Origin of the sequence: Brevibacterium sp. Mu109, from assembly GCF_900169375.1 — a bacterium.
GTDB classification, from domain to species: Bacteria; Actinomycetota; Actinomycetes; order Actinomycetales; family Brevibacteriaceae; genus Brevibacterium; species Brevibacterium yomogidense_A.
On record NZ_FXZF01000027.1, the window covers coordinates 26,452 to 41,482 of the forward strand.

Sequence of the window (15,031 nt, forward strand, 5' to 3'; positions counted from 1 at the left end):
GACTCGGTATGTTTCAGGGAAGACTCTGACCGAGCTTCCGCCGCCGACGAAGGGACCAGCGTGCGCTACGTGCTGCCTGCCGTGATCATCGTGATCGGGCTGATCACGGGGACATTCGGTGTCCTGCAGAAGACGGTGTGGGCACCCGACGACACGAGGACTGCCTCCGTGCAGCTCGACGGGCCCGGTCCCGTCGCCGTAGTCGAACCCGGCGTGCTCAACCTCTATGACACCCCCGCGACGCTCACCGCGACCGCGACCGAACCGGACCAGGAGATCACGATCTCCCGGACCACGAAGGAGAACGCGGACTTCTGGGTGGGCGCATCGGACGTCACGCGGATCGTGGGGCTGGCGGAGGAGAACTCGCTCGAGGCGCGCACCCTGACCGGCGGCGAAGGCGCTCCCGAGGCCGGCCCGACCGATGCTCCCGCTGACGAGGCCGCCGCTGACGAGGCCGCAGAACCGGACCCCGAAGAGCTCGCCACGGTCCCCGCCCCGGGCGGTGCGGACCTGTGGGAGGCCACGGAATCAGGCGAGGGCACTGTGTCCTGGGACTTCGACGAGGACGCCGGCCGCACGGCATTCGTCATCGGCACGGACGGAGAGCAGCCCGCTGCCGCAGAGGTCTCGATCACGTGGCCGAACGACACGGCGACCCCGTGGGCCGTCCCCCTCATGATCGGCGGCGGCGTGATCGTGCTGATCGGCCTGGGGGTGGGCTTCATGTCACTCCGCAGCGCCAAGCGCGACAAGGAGCGTCGGACTGCGCGACAGCAGCGTCGCCGCAAGCTCGCGGAGACGGGCTCCGCCTTCGCGATCGTCCCCGTCATCGCACTGGCAGGCTGCGGTCCCGCGGAACTGCCGCAGCCGGACCCGGAACCGGCACCCACCGAAGCGGGACCCGCGGTGACGGACGACCAGATCGCCTCCATCCTCGACGATGCGCGGACCACAGTGTCCGGAGCGGATGAGGAGCTGGATGCGGAGGCACTCGAAGAGCGCGCATCAGGGCCGTTCCTCGAGCAGCGGACCGCCGCGTACGACGTCAAGGACGCCTCCGAGGACTTCGAACTGCCCCCGGGCATCGCGGATGGCGAAGTGGTCATCAACTTCACAGCGGCGACCGATGCGTGGCCCCGCGCCACGTCCGCGATCGTCCAGGACACGGAGATCGAGCAGACGCAGCTTCTGGTCCTGACCCAGTCCGATGCCCGCGCCGATTACACGGTGTGGTCGCAGACGGTGCTCCAGCCGGGTGCGGAGATCCCGGAGATCGCGGACCCCCGTGAAGGCTCCGCACTCCTCGACCCGGAGGCGGGCGGCCACCGACTGCCCCCGAACGAAGTGCCGGCGGCCTACGCCGACCTCCTGTCGCAGGGCGAGGACGCGGAGAACGCTGAGGCGTTCGAGGAAGACGCATTCTCAAGCCGGGTGCGCTCGAATCAGGCGTCGCAGAGGGAGGAGCTGGAGTCCGGAGGCGCGGACGTCTCCTTCTCCTATGCCGGTGACGATTCGCAGCTCACCGCGATGGAGGCGGCGGATGGCAGCGCCGTGGTCACCGGAGTGGTCGAAGCCGAATCCACGATCTCGCCGGACAGCACCGAATCGACCACCGGCACGCTCACCATCCCCTCGCCCGCCGCGGACGTGATCGGTGCGACGGAGACGACCGAGGACCTCACGCAGACCAGTATGGTCGTCGCGACATGGGTGGTCCCCGCCGGCGAAGAGGATCCGATCCGACTGGTGGGCGTGAACGAGGTCTTCACCGGTGCGACGGTGGGCAGCGACTGACGGCGGGAACGCCGCAGACCAGCAGCCGCACGACCAGCAGCCGCACGACGACACGTCCACCTCACGACCAGCTCAGAGGAGAGACACACGTGACACAGTCACCGCACGACAACACTGCACACGCAGGACACCCGGAACACTCGGGCCAGCAGAGTCAGCCGGGCCAGCAGGGCCTCGACCTCTCGGCTGTCCGGTCGCGGAACGCACCTTCCGGGGATCCGGCCGCCGGAGCAGGCGCAGCGCCTGCAGGCGGGTCGCTTCCACCGAACGCAGTGGGAGTGCCGGGGCTCGTCTTCGACATCGACGAAGCGCAGTTCGAGGATCTCGTCGCACTGTCGAACGAGGTGCCGGTCATCATCGACCTCTGGGCCGAATGGTGCGAACCGTGCAAGCAGCTGAGCCCCATCCTCGAACGCGTCGTCGAATCGTACGGCGGCCAGGTGGTGCTCGCGAAGATCGACGTCGACGCGAACCCGCGCATCCAGCAGGCCTTCCAGGTGCAGTCGATCCCCACGGTCGTCGCGCTCCTCAAGGGCCAGCCCGCGCCGCTGTTCCAGGGCGCCCAGCCGGAGCAGCAGATCCGTCAGGTGTTCGACCAGGTCATCGAGGTCGCGGGCCAGCAGGGCATGACGAAGACGGCTGTCCCGCTCGACGGTGCTGAAGCGCCGGAACCGGGCCCTGCACACCCCGAAGCACTCTCCGCGCTCGAATCCGGCGACTTCGACGGTGCGGAGGCGATCTACCGCGCTGCGCTCGCAGAGGCACCGGCGGACGCGGAGGCCAAGCTCGGCCTGGTGCGCGTGGCGATGCTCAAGCGGACGAAGGACCTGGACCCCGCCACTGTCCTCGCGGCGGCGTCCGACGCTCCCAAGGACATCGATGCCGCGCTGCAGGCGGCCGACGTCGAAGTGGCCCAGGGTGACCCGGAGGCGGCGTTCTCCCGTCTGCTGGGCCTGCTGCCGACAGCCGCTCCCGATGACAAGGAGCGCCTGCGCCTGCGCCTGCTCGATCTGTTCGAGGTGGTGGGCGCTGAGGACTCCCGGGTCGTCAAGGCCCGTGGCCGGCTGATGCGGGCACTGTTCTGAGGCGTCTGCGATGATCCGTGTGGCCATCGGCCTGCTCTGCACTGCGGGCGGACTCGTCGTCGGGGCGCTGTCCGCATCCGCGCTGTCCGTCGTCGGCACGGGCGAAGTGACTGAGACGGAACCCTTCGCAGTGGGGGACGAAGCGTATGCACTCGTGCTCGACCAGGCGATCGTGCCGTTCGACAAGACCGATGCGACGCTCACGGTCGAATCGGACCAGGAGCTGTTCATCGGCACTGCGAACGGTGTGGACGCCGATGACTACCTCACGGGCGTCGCCCATGAGGAGATCACGGACGTCGAATTCCCTGAGACCGCGATCCACCGGACCGTGGCCGGGGATCCGGCACCCGTCAATCCACCGGACTCCCGCGATTGGTGGACGCACACGGACACCGGCACGACCGTGAGCCACACCTTCGATCTCGAGGCCGCACCGCAGGTGATCGTCGTCACTCCCGCTGCAGAGGACGGGAGCCTCGCGGACGCCCAGGTGACATTGTCGATGGATGTGCACGAGGTACTCGGACTCTCGATCGCAGGCTTCGCCGGCGCGGTCGCCCTCCTGGGAGTCGGCGCGTTCTACCTGCTGCGCTGGTGGTTCGGCCGCTTCCGGCCGCGACCCAGGCCGCGTTCCGGTGCACGATCCGGACAGCGTCCGGGCCGTGCTGGGACGAAGGCCGAGCGCGCGGGTACTGCCGCGGTTCCGAGCGCCGGTCCCGGTACGGGCTCTGCGGCTCGCGGTACGACTGGAGGTGCGGTGTGACTGAGCGCGACATGGCCGGATCACGTTCCGTGGGCCGATTCCTGCGTCGGCGCGGAGTGAGGCGGATGGCGACCGTCGTCGCCGGTGGCCTGGTGACCGGTCTGGCACTGAGCGCCTGCGCGGACATCCCTCAGCCCTCACGTCCGGAGCTGACCCCGTACGAGCGCCCCGCCGTGCGCTCCGGCGACGCCGGCAGCTTCCTCACGAACTATGCGGAGAGCCTGGACCAGGCGCTGGGCGAGGAGCCGGGCGCGCTGGAGCCGCTGCAGACAGGACCGCTGCTCGAGAGGACGCGGGCGGAGATGCTCATCGCCGAGCAGACCGGCACGACGCTCGGCGCATCGAGCTACACGGACGTGGTCGCGGGTGGGCCCATGTTCGGTGAGTACCCCATGTGGTTCATGGCGTTCGCGACTCCTGAGGGCGAGGAGTCCGATGACGTCGAGGCGATGCTCGCGACGCGGGATTCGGCCGACGCGGACTGGAAGGTCGCGGAGTCGGTGTTCGTCCCCGCAGAGGCGCAGCCGACGATCCTCGCCGATCAGCAGGGAGCAGTCGAGCTCGCACCGGATGCGCACATGGAGGCGGCGGACGCAGTCGTCACCCAGGCGAGCGAGTACCTGACGACGGGCGATGTCCCTGAGGGGGCACCGAACTTCGAGGAAGCCGGCTTCAAGGACTTCCGCGACTACGTGGGGGAGCTGGGCGCTGAGGACACCGGCTTCTCCGATGTGGGCGTCGAGTGCGCGCCGTACGAGGACCTGCCGCTGGAGGACTACGCACTCGCGACGGAGGGCGGCGGAGTGAGCTTCGCGGAGTCCCGCTGCACGATCACGGTGAACGTTCCGGAGTCCTACTTCGTCGACCTGGGCGATGAGATCGAAGCCGTCATGACGAGTGATTCGGAAGGCGACGTCATCACGATCGATGTCGCCCAGCCGATGCTCATCACCACTGAGGGCGACACCGCATCGGTCTACTCACCCGGCTGGTACATGCTCTCGTCGGAGACTTCCGGCGGTGGCGGAGACGACGAGGCAGGAAGCGACGAAGGCGGGGACGACGCCGCGGAGTGAGCGCGGCTCTTGGACGTGGCAGGCCGTGGCTCACGGTCGGGATCGACTGTGACTCACGGATGGGAACGACCTCAGCGCAATCATCGGAGTGAGCAGCCCCGTCGTCAGCCCCTCTGGGCCTCGACGCTGCGCTGGACCCGTCGCAGCCACCACAGGCCGATGAAGGGCAGGACGAGCGGAACGAACCCGTAGCCCACGCCGAATGCGGACCACACGCTGTCGTGTGCGAAGTATTCGGGGTGCGTGAAGCTCAGCGTTCCGATGACCAGGACGCCGATGCCCTCGAAGACGCAGGCGGCGACGGCGATGTGGTGCGACGCGCGGCTGCCGATGACCAGGCAGACGGTGGCGAGGATGTAGACGGCGGCGGACAGCGCGGACAGCGTGTACGCGAACGGTGCCTCGTCGAACTTCAGCAGCAGCTGGTAGGAGACGCGGCCGATCGCGGCGAAGGCGAGTATCCCGTAGACCGCGGTGAGGAATCGGCCGGGGCCGGTGTGGATCGCGGAGTACGGCGATCGCGCGGCGCGGGCGGCACGGCGGTCGGCACGTTCGGCGGCTCGTGCCTCTCGTGCTGAGCGCGGGGCCTCGTGCTCCGCGTCCCGCCCGTCCGTCATGTGCATCCTGTCAGTCCTCCGCGTCCTGTGCCCTGCACTCTGTGTCGTGGCGCTGCACTCTGTGTCGTGCGCTCTGTGTCCCGGCCCGAATGGCGTGGGCCTTCCTCGTGCGGATGTGCGCCGAGGCTCACATCCAGATCTGGTTCATCCGCTCGATCATGACCGCGACCGTACCTCCGGCAGCGGCGAGCACCGCAGGGCCCCAGCGTGTGAGCTCCGCGTACGCCCATGCCCCCGCGAGTGGGACGAGCAGCAGCGCCGTGAGCAGATAGCCGAAGAACAGGATCCCGTCCGTGCTGGGCGACTGTCCCCACATCAGCACCGATACGACGGTCTGGATGAGGAGCATCGCCAGGAGCAGTGCTGTGCCGACGAGGGTCCACCGCCCGGCGGCGCGATTGCGCAGGGCGAGGATCAGCGACACGACTGCGAGCAGCAGCGAGTAGCCGATGAGGAAGTACGTGAGTTCCGGAATCACGCGAACATTCTACGGCGGCCGCCCGGGGTCGCGGCCCTCGCCCCTCGGCCACCGGTCCCGACCACCGCCCGGCGGCACTGGGTCCGGCACACAGGCGTTTTCGTTACACTCCTGTGCAGTGCGAGCCTATTTCGATTTCGCCGCGACCTCCCCACTGGATGAGGAGGTCCTCGCGGCATACACACGGGAGCTGCGTGCCGTGGGAAACCCGTCCTCACTGCACGCGGAGGGTCAGTCTGCGCGCATGCGGATGGAGTCCGCCCGGGCGCGCATCGCCGCAGCCGTCGGTGCAGAACCCGCAGAGGTGGTCCTCACCTCCGGGGGGACGGAGGCGGACAACCTCGCGCTCAAGGGCATCCACGCCGCACGGAACGCGGGTGGGGCCCACCGGCCTCGACTGCTGGTCTCCACGATCGAGCACCACGCGATCCTCGAACCCGCTGAGCACCTCGAGTCCCACGGCGTCGACGTGGTCTGGCTGCCGGTCGACCGCCAGGGGCGCGTCGATCTCGAGGCACTGAGGGCGGCGATCGACGAGGACCCGGAATCGGTGAGCCTGATCTCCGTCATGCTCGCGAACAACGAGATCGGGACGGTGCAGCCGATCGAGGAGATCGTCGCGCTCGCGCATCCGCACGGGGTACCCGTCCACACCGACGCGGTGCAGGCATTGGGTCAGATCCCCCTGGACTTCGCCGCATTGGGCGTCGACGCGATGAGCCTCTCCGCGCACAAGGTGGCGGGTCCGGTGGGGGTGGGCGCGCTCGTGCTCTCCCGCGGCATCTCGCCCGTGCCGATCCTGCACGGCGGCGGACAGGAGCGCAGCGTCCGCTCCGGCACGCTCGACGTCGCCGGTGCGACGGCGTTCGCGACCGCCGCAGAGATCGCCGCCTCCCATGTCACGGACGGCACGGTCTCCCGCACCGCTGACCTGAGGGACAGACTGGCCGACGGCATCCGCGAGCAGATCCCCGATGCGATCCTCACAGGCGCAGGACTCGAGGGAGACGACTCCCGCCCCGGCGACGATGACCGCCCCGGCGACGATGACCGGTCCGGCGACGAGGACCCCCGCCCCAGCCGCCTGCCGGCGAACCTCCATGTCGTCTTCCCCGGGTGCGAGGGAGACTCGCTCCTCTTCCTGCTCGACGTCGCCGGCTTCGCGACCTCGACGGGGTCCGCCTGCCAGGCGGGAGTCTCACGCCCGTCCCACGTCCTCATGGCGTGCGGTTTCGACGAGGACCAGGCACGCTCCACCCAGCGCTTCTCGCTGGGACCGGACACCACCCGCGAACAGGTCGACGCACTCCTGCGCGCACTGCCCGAGATTGTGGACCGTTCACGCCGGGCGGGTATGGTGTCCGCATCGCCGCGCTGGGCTGATTCGGGAGGTGCACAGTGAAGGTTCTGGCTGCCATGTCCGGAGGAGTGGACTCTGCGGTCGCCGCCGCACGTGCCGTCGACGCCGGCCACGACGTGGTGGGCGTCCACCTCGCGCTCTCGCGGATGCCGGGCACGCTGAGGACCGGTTCGCGGGGCTGCTGCACCATCGAGGACTCCCGCGACGCCCACATCGTCGCGGGCATGCTCGACATCCCGTACTACGTGTGGGACTTCTCCGAGCGCTTCAAGGAAGACGTCGTCGACGACTTCATCGCCGAGTACGCGAACGGCCGCACACCGAACCCCTGCATGCGCTGCAACGAGCGGATCAAGTTCGCCGCACTGCTGGACCGCGCGCTCGCCCTGGGCTTCGACGCAGTCGCCACCGGACACTATGCGGAGATCCGCCGGGCAGACGACGGCACCACGGAGCTGCACCGCGGCGTGGACCTCAACAAGGACCAGAGCTACGTCCTGGGTGTCCTGACCCCCGAACAGCTGGAGCACTGCCTGTTCCCGATCGGCGCCTCCGCGTCCAAGGCCGATGTGCGGGCGGAGGCCGAGCAGCGCGGGTTCCCCGTCGCGAACAAGCCGGACTCCTACGACATCTGCTTCATCCCCGACGGGGACACGAAGGCGTGGCTCACGGACAAGATCCCGATGCGCCCGGGGCTCATCGAGGACGAATCCGGCGATGTGCTGGGCGACCACGACGGCGCGACGACCTACACGGTCGGCCAGCGCAAGGGGCTGGGCATCGAACGGCCCGCTGCGGACGGCCAGCCGCGCTACGTCCTGGGCGTCGACGCCGCACGCAACACCGTGACCGTGGGACCCCGGGAGGCACTCGCCGTCGACGAGATGGAGGGCATCCGCACCTCCTGGGCGGGGCCTGCTCCATCGGACATGGGCGCTACAGAGGACTCGGGCATCGACTGCGAGGTGCAGATCCGCGCGCACGCGGACCCTGTGCCCGCACGCGTCTGGCTGGGCGAGCTGCGCACGGATGCTCCCGCCGCGGAAGCCGACCCGCTGGGTCCGGTCGTACCCCGACCGCGTCCGGCCGGCCAGGTGCTGCGGGTGCTGGTGAAGGAGCCGCTGCAAGGGGTCGCTCCTGGCCAGACGATGGTGGTCTACCGAGGGTCGCGAGTGCTGGGGCAGGCGACGATCGATCGCGCCCGCAGCCGGGCACGGGCGTGAGCGGACCTCCACGAGGACGTCGGATCGCGAGTATGACTGGGACATGAAGCGCTTGGCCCCCTACGGCACCTGGGACTCACCGATCGACGTCGCCGCTGCGGTGGACGAGCGGCCGATCGGCCGGGGCCGGTTCGGCGCCGTCGACGGCAGGCCCGGCGTGTGGTTCACCCAGGCCGTGCCCGAACAGTACGGTGCACCGGCGCTCTTCTGGGCTCCGCGGGACGACACCGCTGCACGCGTGCAGATCACCGGCCTGGATATCAGCGTCACCTCGCGGGTGAACGAATACGGCGGTGGGGCGTGGGCGATCCTGCCGACGTCGGGCAGGCTCGTCTTCGTCGAGAACGACAGCCAGCGCATCTGCACCCTGTCGGCGGACCAGATCGCACAGATCGTCCGCGCCGGCGGCCGAGGGCTCGACGCTGTGCGATCGGCCGGCGCCCGCGGGCCGATCTTCGACCGCATCCACCTGACACCCGACACCGACGGTGCTGTCAGATACGGAGACCTCACGGTGTCCCAGGGCGTCGTCCTCGCGGTGCAGGAGACCCACACTCCGGTGCCCCAGACTCAAGAGCCCCAGACGACGGAGCCCCACAAGCCGGAGCCCCACTCTCCAGAGACCCCGGGCGATCGCGTGACCCAGCACGATCGCGTGACCCAGCACGATCGCGTGACCCAGGCGCTCGTCGTCCTCGCCCGCGATGAGGACGACGAATCCGGTGCGGCAGACGACGCCCCGCTCTCAGACACGCTCCCAGCACCACAGATCCTCGCCGAGGCTCCGGCCGACTTCCTCGCATGGCCGAGGCTCTCGCCGGATCGGACCCTGCTCGCCTGGGTGGGCTGGGACAGCCCCCACATGCCCTGGGGCGAGACCGGCCTCTTCGCAACCGCCCTGGACCCGGGGACCCTCGAGCCGGTCGGCGACGCCCACCGGATCTGGCACGGCCCGGAGGTCTCCGTGCTGCAGCCCGAATGGCTGTCCGGGAAAGACCTGGCCTTCAGCGAGGACTCGTCAGGGCACTGGACCGTCGTGACGGTCGATGCGCCGTCCGCCTATCGGCGCGCGTGCGGTGAGCCCGGCGTCCCACCTGCAGAGTCCACCGTGCGCGTGCGGCCCGCCGTCCGCGAGTTCCGCGAGACGCAGTTCGTGAGCGATCCGCCGGCATCGGTCATGGGAGAGTCCGTGACGCTGACAGGGGAGATCGGCGGACCGCTGTGGAAGCTGGGGTCGCAGTGGTACCTGCCCGTCTCCCGCGGCACGCGGATCCTGGCGGAGAGCCGCTCGGCGGGTACGACGCTGCTGTGGGCCGACCCGCGCACCGGTGCCGAGCACGAGCTCGGTTGCCCCCTGGACTGGCTGCGCATCCAGGACTTCGATGACGACTCGGCGACGGCCCTGCTGGTCGGAGGCGCCGGTGACCGCGTCACCGGCCTCTACACGTTCCATGTGGCGTCCGGTGAGCTGCATCCCGTCGCACTCGAGGCCGACGTCACGGACACCAGCCCCTGGTTCTCCACTCCGCAGCTGTGGTCGTTCGACGCCGTCCACACGGTCGTCTATCCGCCGTTCAACCCGCAGACGGAAGGTCCGGACGACGAGCGTCCGCCGTACGTCGTCTTCGTCCACGGCGGGCCCACGGATCAGGCGATGCCGTCGGCCCAGTCGTTCGGGGCGTTCTTCACCTCCCGCGGGATCGGCGTCGCACTCGTCAACCACACCGGATCGACCGGCTTCGGCCGCCACCACAGGTCCGCGCTCCACGGCCGGTGGGGCATCGACGACGTCGACGATGTCGTGACGGTCGCCCGCGGTCTCGCTGCTGCCGGCCTCGCCGACCGTGACCGGATCGCGGTGAGCGGTAGCTCTGCGGGAGGCTGGACCGTGCTGGGTGCGGTGACGGCCTCGGACGTGTTCGCATGCGGCGTGAGCCGCTACGGCGTGGCAGACGCCCTGGACTTCGCACGCGGGACCGCACGGTTCGAGGCGCACTACAGCCAGAGCCTCATCGGACCGCTGCCCGGGTCGGAGGACCTCCACCATCAGCGCTCGCCGCTCAGCCGAGCGGACCGGCTGACCGTGCCGCTGGCCCTCTTCCAAGGTCAGTGCGACACGGTCGTCCTCCCCTCCCAGACCCAGCGGGTCATCGACGCGCTCGAAGAGAACGGCACACCCTACGCGGCACGGTTCTACGAGGACGAGGGACACGGGTTCACGACGCACGAGGTCATCGCGGACACCCTCGTCACGGAGTTCGGCTTCTATGCGAAGATCATGGGCTTCACGCCCCACGGACTGCCGTCGACACGTCTGCAGGGGCGCGGCCGTTGACGCACCCGCCCGACGACGTTCCAGTGACGATGAAGAGGACGACATGACTGATGGCGCATCGATCCCCCGCGCAGCGACGACGGGGGTCTGGGCGGACGTGGATCCGCGGGAGGCGGTCTCGCGCGGAGCGACGCTCGCGGCGGAGGCTCCCGGCCTGCTGCCGTTCCCTCTCATGAGCGCTCCGGCGGCGGGCGGCACCCGCTGGGCCGCCGACGCGCTGGGACTGGCCGCGCAGCTGCTGCCGGAGCTCCCGGTCGACATCGGACCGGCGGGATGGCGGCTGCTGGGTGGTCGCGCGGCCACCGCGGCCAGCACCCTGGACGCTCGTCGGGAGCAGTCGCGGATCGGTCGTGCGCTCGACGCCCTGGGCGAGTACGCGGAGGCCTCCGCCCTGCCCGTGCTCGTGTCCGTGCCGGGTCCCTGGACGCTGGTGCGCCGCCTGGGCCTGCCCGACGAGTCCCCGGTCCTGCGCGATGCGGGCGCCCGCAGGGACGTCGTGCAGTCGTACGCGCAGGGCCTGCTGGACCTGCGCGAGCGCATCCACCGCATCGTCGGAGGAGCAGCCGCACCCGAGGTCCCGGCTGAGACCGAGGCCGCGGGCGCTGCTCCGCTCGACCGGATCCGGATCCGGCTGGTCGAGGACGACCTTGACGCGATCCTCACCGGCACCGTCCCGACGGTGTCCGGGTTCCGCACCCTGCCGGCCGTGCCGGACACCCACGTCCTCGCCGCTCTGCGCTCCGTGGTCGCCCGCACCGGCCCCGGCACCATCCTGTCGCTGCCGGATGCCGACACCGTGACGATCAGCGGCAAGGACGTGGCGCACACGCAGCTCGCCGTCGATGCCGGCATCGACCACCTCGCGATCCCGGCGCCCCGTGCGACGGAGGCCGCAGCCGCACAGCTGAATCGCTGGGAGCGGCTGGCCGAGTGGACCGAGGCGGGCAGGGGACTCTGGCTGCGGGTGCCGGAGACTGCGGCCTCGGCGCCGGAGGCCGTCAGCAGCTGGGTCGAGACTGTCGCCCGTCCGTGGACGGCGGTCGGCATGGGCCGATCAGGGCTCGCCGGCTTCGGTATCCTCACGGGGGAGGAGCTGCCCATCGGCGCCTACCCGCTGCTGCCGGAGATCGCCGGTCCCGCGCGCAGCCGCACGCACGTGCAGATGGCCGCAGCGCTCGCCCGGGCGTTCGCGGACCAGGTGGAGTGACCCAGCGCGAGGAGACGAACCGATGACCACGGAGTCGACGAACACCGATGCCACGGCGGCTGAGCCGGCGATGGCCGGCCCTGTGGCGGACCAGGTCACCGAGGCTGATGTGACGGAGACCGCGGGCCTCGCGAAGCGCGTCCACGAGCTCACTGCGCGCATCGAGGAGCTGCGGGAGCAGTACTACCAGCAGAACGCCTCTCCCGTCCCGGACGCGGACTACGACGCGATGGTGGCGGAGCTCGAGGAGATCGAGCAGGCCCATCCGGAGCTCGCGAAGGAGGACTCGCCCACGCAGCACGTGGGCGGGGCCGTCGATACGACGACATTTGACGCGGTCGAGCACCTGGTGCGGATGTACTCGCTGGACAACGTGTTCTCGATCGACGAGCTGCGCACGTGGTTCTCACGGGAGAGGCACGCTGTGCCGGAAGGCACGCGCTGGCTCACGGAGCTCAAGATCGACGGGCTGGCGGTCAACCTCCTCTACCGCGATGGGCACCTGGTGCGCGCTGCGACCCGCGGCGACGGGACGACGGGTGAGGACATCACCCCGAACGTGCGCACCCTGGAGGATGTGCCGCAGCAGCTCGCGACGGAGCATCCGCCGCAGGAGGTCGAGATCCGCGGCGAGGTGTTCTTCCCGATCGAGCGGTTCGCGGAATTGAACGCCGGACTCGTCGAATCCGGCCAGAAGCCGTTCGCGAATCCGCGGAACGCGGCGGCGGGCTCCCTGCGGCAGAAGGACTCGCGCGTGACGGCGCGCAGACCGCTGCGGATGCTGGTCCACGGCATCGCGGCGTGGACGCCCGCAGACGATTCGCATCCGGAGCCAGCCGCCCAGTCGGAGGTCTACGAGACGCTGCGCGACTGGGGCCTGCCGATCAGCGAGTACTACCGGGTCTGCGAGTCCGCTGCAGAAGTCGAGGAGTTCATCGAGTACTACGGGGAGAACCGCCACTCCGTCTCGCACGAGATCGACGGCGTCGTCATCAAGGTCGACGACATCGCCGCACAGGAGCAGCTGGGGTACACGTCGCGGGCGCCGCGCTGGGCGATCGCATACAAGTACCCGCCGGAAGAGGTCACAACCCGTCTGCTCGACATCCAGGTGCAGGTGGGACGCACCGGGCGGGTCACCCCGTTCGCGGTGATGGAACCGGTGCTGGTCGCGGGCTCCACCGTCGAGCGCGCTACCCTCCACAACGGGTACGAGGTCGAGCGCAAGGGCGTGCTGATCGGAGACCTCGTCGTCATCCGGAAGGCCGGAGATGTGATCCCCGAGGTGCTGGGGCCGGTCGTCGACCAGCGTGACGGGAGCGAGCGCGCCTTCGTCATGCCCACGGAGTGCCCGGCGTGCGGCGCCACGCTGTATGAGCAGAAGGCCGGCGACAAGGACAGGCGCTGCCCCAACGCGCGGTCGTGCCCCGACCAGCTGGTCAACCGCGTGATCTACCTCGCGTCGCGGTCCGCACTCGACATCGAGGCGCTGGGGGAGAAGGCGGCCTACGCCCTGACGGCTCCCGGCGAGTACGACGGCGTGCGGAACTTCGACTGGGACACCGACACGGGTCTCGCGCAGAGGACGGGCGACGAGATGCGTGCACCGCTCACCTCCGAGGCGTTCCTCTTCGACCTGACGCCGGAGGACCTGGACAGCCTGAAGACGTGGCAGACGGTGCGGGCGGACGGGGACAAGCGGATCGAGCTCGTGCCCTACTTCTGGACTCGACCGGAGCTGTACAAGACGAAGGCGAAGAAGGGTGAGGTGAGGTTCCCCTCACGCCTGCGCAAGAACACGGAGACGCTGTTCGCGGAGTTGGAGCGGGCGAAGCAGTCACCCCTGTGGCGGATCCTCGTCGCCCTGTCGATCCGGCACGTGGGTCCTGCGGCGGCGCGGGAGATCGCAGCGGCATTCGGATCGATGGAGGCGGTCCGGTCCGCACCGGTGGACGAGCTCGCCGCGATCGAAGGCGTGGGCGAGGTGATCGCACAGAGCCTGCACGAGTGGTTCGACGTCGACTGGCATGTGGAGATCGTCGATCGGTGGCTGGCCGCGGGCGTCGTCATGGATGACGCGGTGACGGGTGCGGCGGCCGGTGGGGCGTCCGGTGCTGCGTCCGGTGGGGCGGCAGCGGGAGCTGCGGGGGCCTCGGCGGAGGGAATCGAACCCGAGGTCGCGGACGAGGTCAGCGAGGCTGCGCAGGCGCAGACCCTCGCCGGGCTCACGATCGTCGCGACCGGATCGCTGGAACTCTTCACCCGCGACGGCATCGCCGAGGCGATCCGTGCGGCCGGAGGAAAGTCGTCCGGATCGGTGTCGAAGAAGACCGACTACCTGGTGGCCGGTGCGAACGCCGGGTCGAAGCTCACGAAGGCGGAGTCGTTGGGAGTCGCGGTGCTGGACGAGGAGCAGTTCGTGGCGCTGCTGAAGGATGGTCCCACAGCGTCCGAGTGACTTTCCGCGTCACATCCTCAGCTGTCGCACAGCCGGATACTGCCGGGGCTTCAGATTCGCGTGGGAAGCTTGGGTCATGAACATCGGGACCCGTCTTCTCCTGTCTGCGGCACTCGCGGTCGGCTCGACCGTCGGTGCCGCCGCTCTGGGTCAGACCGTCGTCCGGGACACCCAAGCAGAGGTCGGCGCGGCCGCACCGCAGTCGATCGCCACGGAGGGCGCCGGAACGGATGGCGAGGCGGATGCAGAGGCGGACGAGCGCGAAGACCGCGTGGCCGGGGTGCGCGCGGAGCTCACAGCCGCCGCGGCTGCCGGTGAGATCTCCTGGGATGCCGCCGAACGTGTGAGCGACGAACTGGGCGGCTATATCCGCGGCGACGTCAGCGTTGCCGATATCGCCTGATCGGCGCCCGGTCCTTGCAAGTACGAAACCCCACCTTTCATCAGACCAACCACCTTCTTTGGTGTGCGTTCTGATGAAAGCTGGGGTTTCGTGGTTCAGCTGTGATGTCTCGAGACATCGGTGACAGTTCTGTATCAGGACATCGGTGACAGTTCATGTCTCAGGACTTCGGTGACACTCTGAGATTCTTCCGTGGTCGACCTCCACGCCTGCCAGTCGGATCCGG

Annotated in this window: 12 protein-coding genes; 10 read left to right on the forward strand and 2 right to left on the reverse strand. The window is 69.6% G+C overall.

Annotated elements, in window-relative coordinates; all coding sequences use genetic code 11:
- The first annotated feature begins 60 nt into the window (after positions 1–60).
- From BSP109_RS13970 to BSP109_RS13985, 4 genes are all read left to right on the forward strand, one after another.
- Complete coding sequence (locus BSP109_RS13970) at positions 61–1,797, forward strand: hypothetical protein (RefSeq protein ID WP_257944702.1); 1,737 nt, start codon at positions 61–63, stop codon at positions 1,795–1,797.
- A gap of 89 nt (positions 1,798–1,886) precedes the next feature.
- Positions 1,887–2,882, forward strand: a complete 996-nt coding sequence (locus tag BSP109_RS13975) for a tetratricopeptide repeat protein (RefSeq protein WP_101601429.1) — start codon at positions 1,887–1,889, stop codon at positions 2,880–2,882.
- Between the two features lie 10 nt (positions 2,883–2,892).
- On the forward strand, positions 2,893–3,648 hold the full coding sequence (locus BSP109_RS13980) for a hypothetical protein (RefSeq protein WP_146001169.1): 756 nt from the start codon (positions 2,893–2,895) through the stop codon (positions 3,646–3,648).
- Complete coding sequence (locus BSP109_RS13985; RefSeq protein WP_146001170.1) at positions 3,645–4,724, forward strand: hypothetical protein; 1,080 nt, start codon at positions 3,645–3,647, stop codon at positions 4,722–4,724. Before BSP109_RS13980 ends, BSP109_RS13985 begins: the two co-directional genes overlap by 4 nt.
- A gap of 104 nt (positions 4,725–4,828) precedes the next feature.
- Here BSP109_RS13985 and BSP109_RS13990 read toward each other — a convergent pair whose 3' ends face one another.
- Together BSP109_RS13990 and BSP109_RS13995 are read right to left on the reverse strand one after the other, a co-directional pair.
- On the reverse strand, positions 4,829–5,341 hold the full coding sequence (locus tag BSP109_RS13990) for a hypothetical protein (RefSeq protein WP_257944703.1): 513 nt from the start codon (positions 5,339–5,341) through the stop codon (positions 4,829–4,831).
- A 127-nt stretch (positions 5,342–5,468) separates the two neighbouring features.
- Positions 5,469–5,819, reverse strand: coding sequence for a hypothetical protein (locus tag BSP109_RS13995; protein ID WP_101601433.1), 351 nt, complete (start codon positions 5,817–5,819; stop codon positions 5,469–5,471).
- 118 nt (positions 5,820–5,937) lie between these two features.
- On the opposite strand from BSP109_RS13995, the gene BSP109_RS14000 reads away from it, so the two are divergent.
- The 6 genes from BSP109_RS14000 to BSP109_RS14025 all read left to right on the forward strand — a co-directional run bounded on the left by BSP109_RS14000 (position 5,938) and on the right by BSP109_RS14025 (position 14,805).
- On the forward strand, positions 5,938–7,221 hold the full coding sequence (locus tag BSP109_RS14000) for a cysteine desulfurase family protein (RefSeq protein WP_087007789.1): 1,284 nt from the start codon (positions 5,938–5,940) through the stop codon (positions 7,219–7,221).
- Positions 7,218–8,402, forward strand: coding sequence for a tRNA 2-thiouridine(34) synthase MnmA (mnmA, locus tag BSP109_RS14005; protein ID WP_087007791.1), 1,185 nt, complete (start codon positions 7,218–7,220; stop codon positions 8,400–8,402). The genes BSP109_RS14000 and mnmA overlap by 4 nt, the downstream gene beginning before the upstream one ends.
- 43 nt (positions 8,403–8,445) lie before the next feature.
- Positions 8,446–10,737, forward strand: coding sequence for a S9 family peptidase (locus BSP109_RS14010; protein ID WP_101601435.1), 2,292 nt, complete (start codon positions 8,446–8,448; stop codon positions 10,735–10,737).
- A 43-nt stretch (positions 10,738–10,780) separates the two neighbouring features.
- Complete coding sequence (locus BSP109_RS14015; protein WP_101601436.1) at positions 10,781–11,944, forward strand: hypothetical protein; 1,164 nt, start codon at positions 10,781–10,783, stop codon at positions 11,942–11,944.
- Positions 11,945–12,014: 70 nt separating this feature from the next.
- The gene (gene ligA / locus BSP109_RS14020; protein WP_101601446.1) at positions 12,015–14,402 is read left to right on the forward strand and encodes an NAD-dependent DNA ligase LigA; all 2,388 of its coding nucleotides are present in this window, start codon (positions 12,015–12,017) and stop codon (positions 14,400–14,402) included.
- 76 nt (positions 14,403–14,478) lie between these two features.
- The gene (locus BSP109_RS14025; protein WP_101601438.1) at positions 14,479–14,805 is read left to right on the forward strand and encodes a hypothetical protein; all 327 of its coding nucleotides are present in this window, start codon (positions 14,479–14,481) and stop codon (positions 14,803–14,805) included.
- The last annotated feature ends 226 nt before the right edge of the window (positions 14,806–15,031 follow it).

Excerpts from the sequence above, each read along its gene's own strand:
- BSP109_RS14025 (WP_101601438.1), top strand. The coding sequence starts at position 14,479 with ATGAACATCGGGACCCGTCTTCTCCTGTCTGCGGCACTCGCGGTCGGC.
- BSP109_RS13990 (WP_257944703.1), bottom strand. The coding sequence starts at position 5,341 with ATGACGGACGGGCGGGACGCGGAGCACGAGGCCCCGCGCTCAGCACGA.
- BSP109_RS14010 (WP_101601435.1), top strand. The coding sequence starts at position 8,446 with ATGAAGCGCTTGGCCCCCTACGGCACCTGGGACTCACCGATCGACGTC.
- BSP109_RS14015 (WP_101601436.1), top strand. The coding sequence starts at position 10,781 with ATGACTGATGGCGCATCGATCCCCCGCGCAGCGACGACGGGGGTCTGG.
- BSP109_RS13980 (WP_146001169.1), top strand. The coding sequence starts at position 2,893 with ATGATCCGTGTGGCCATCGGCCTGCTCTGCACTGCGGGCGGACTCGTC.
- ligA (WP_101601446.1), top strand. The coding sequence starts at position 12,015 with ATGGCCGGCCCTGTGGCGGACCAGGTCACCGAGGCTGATGTGACGGAG.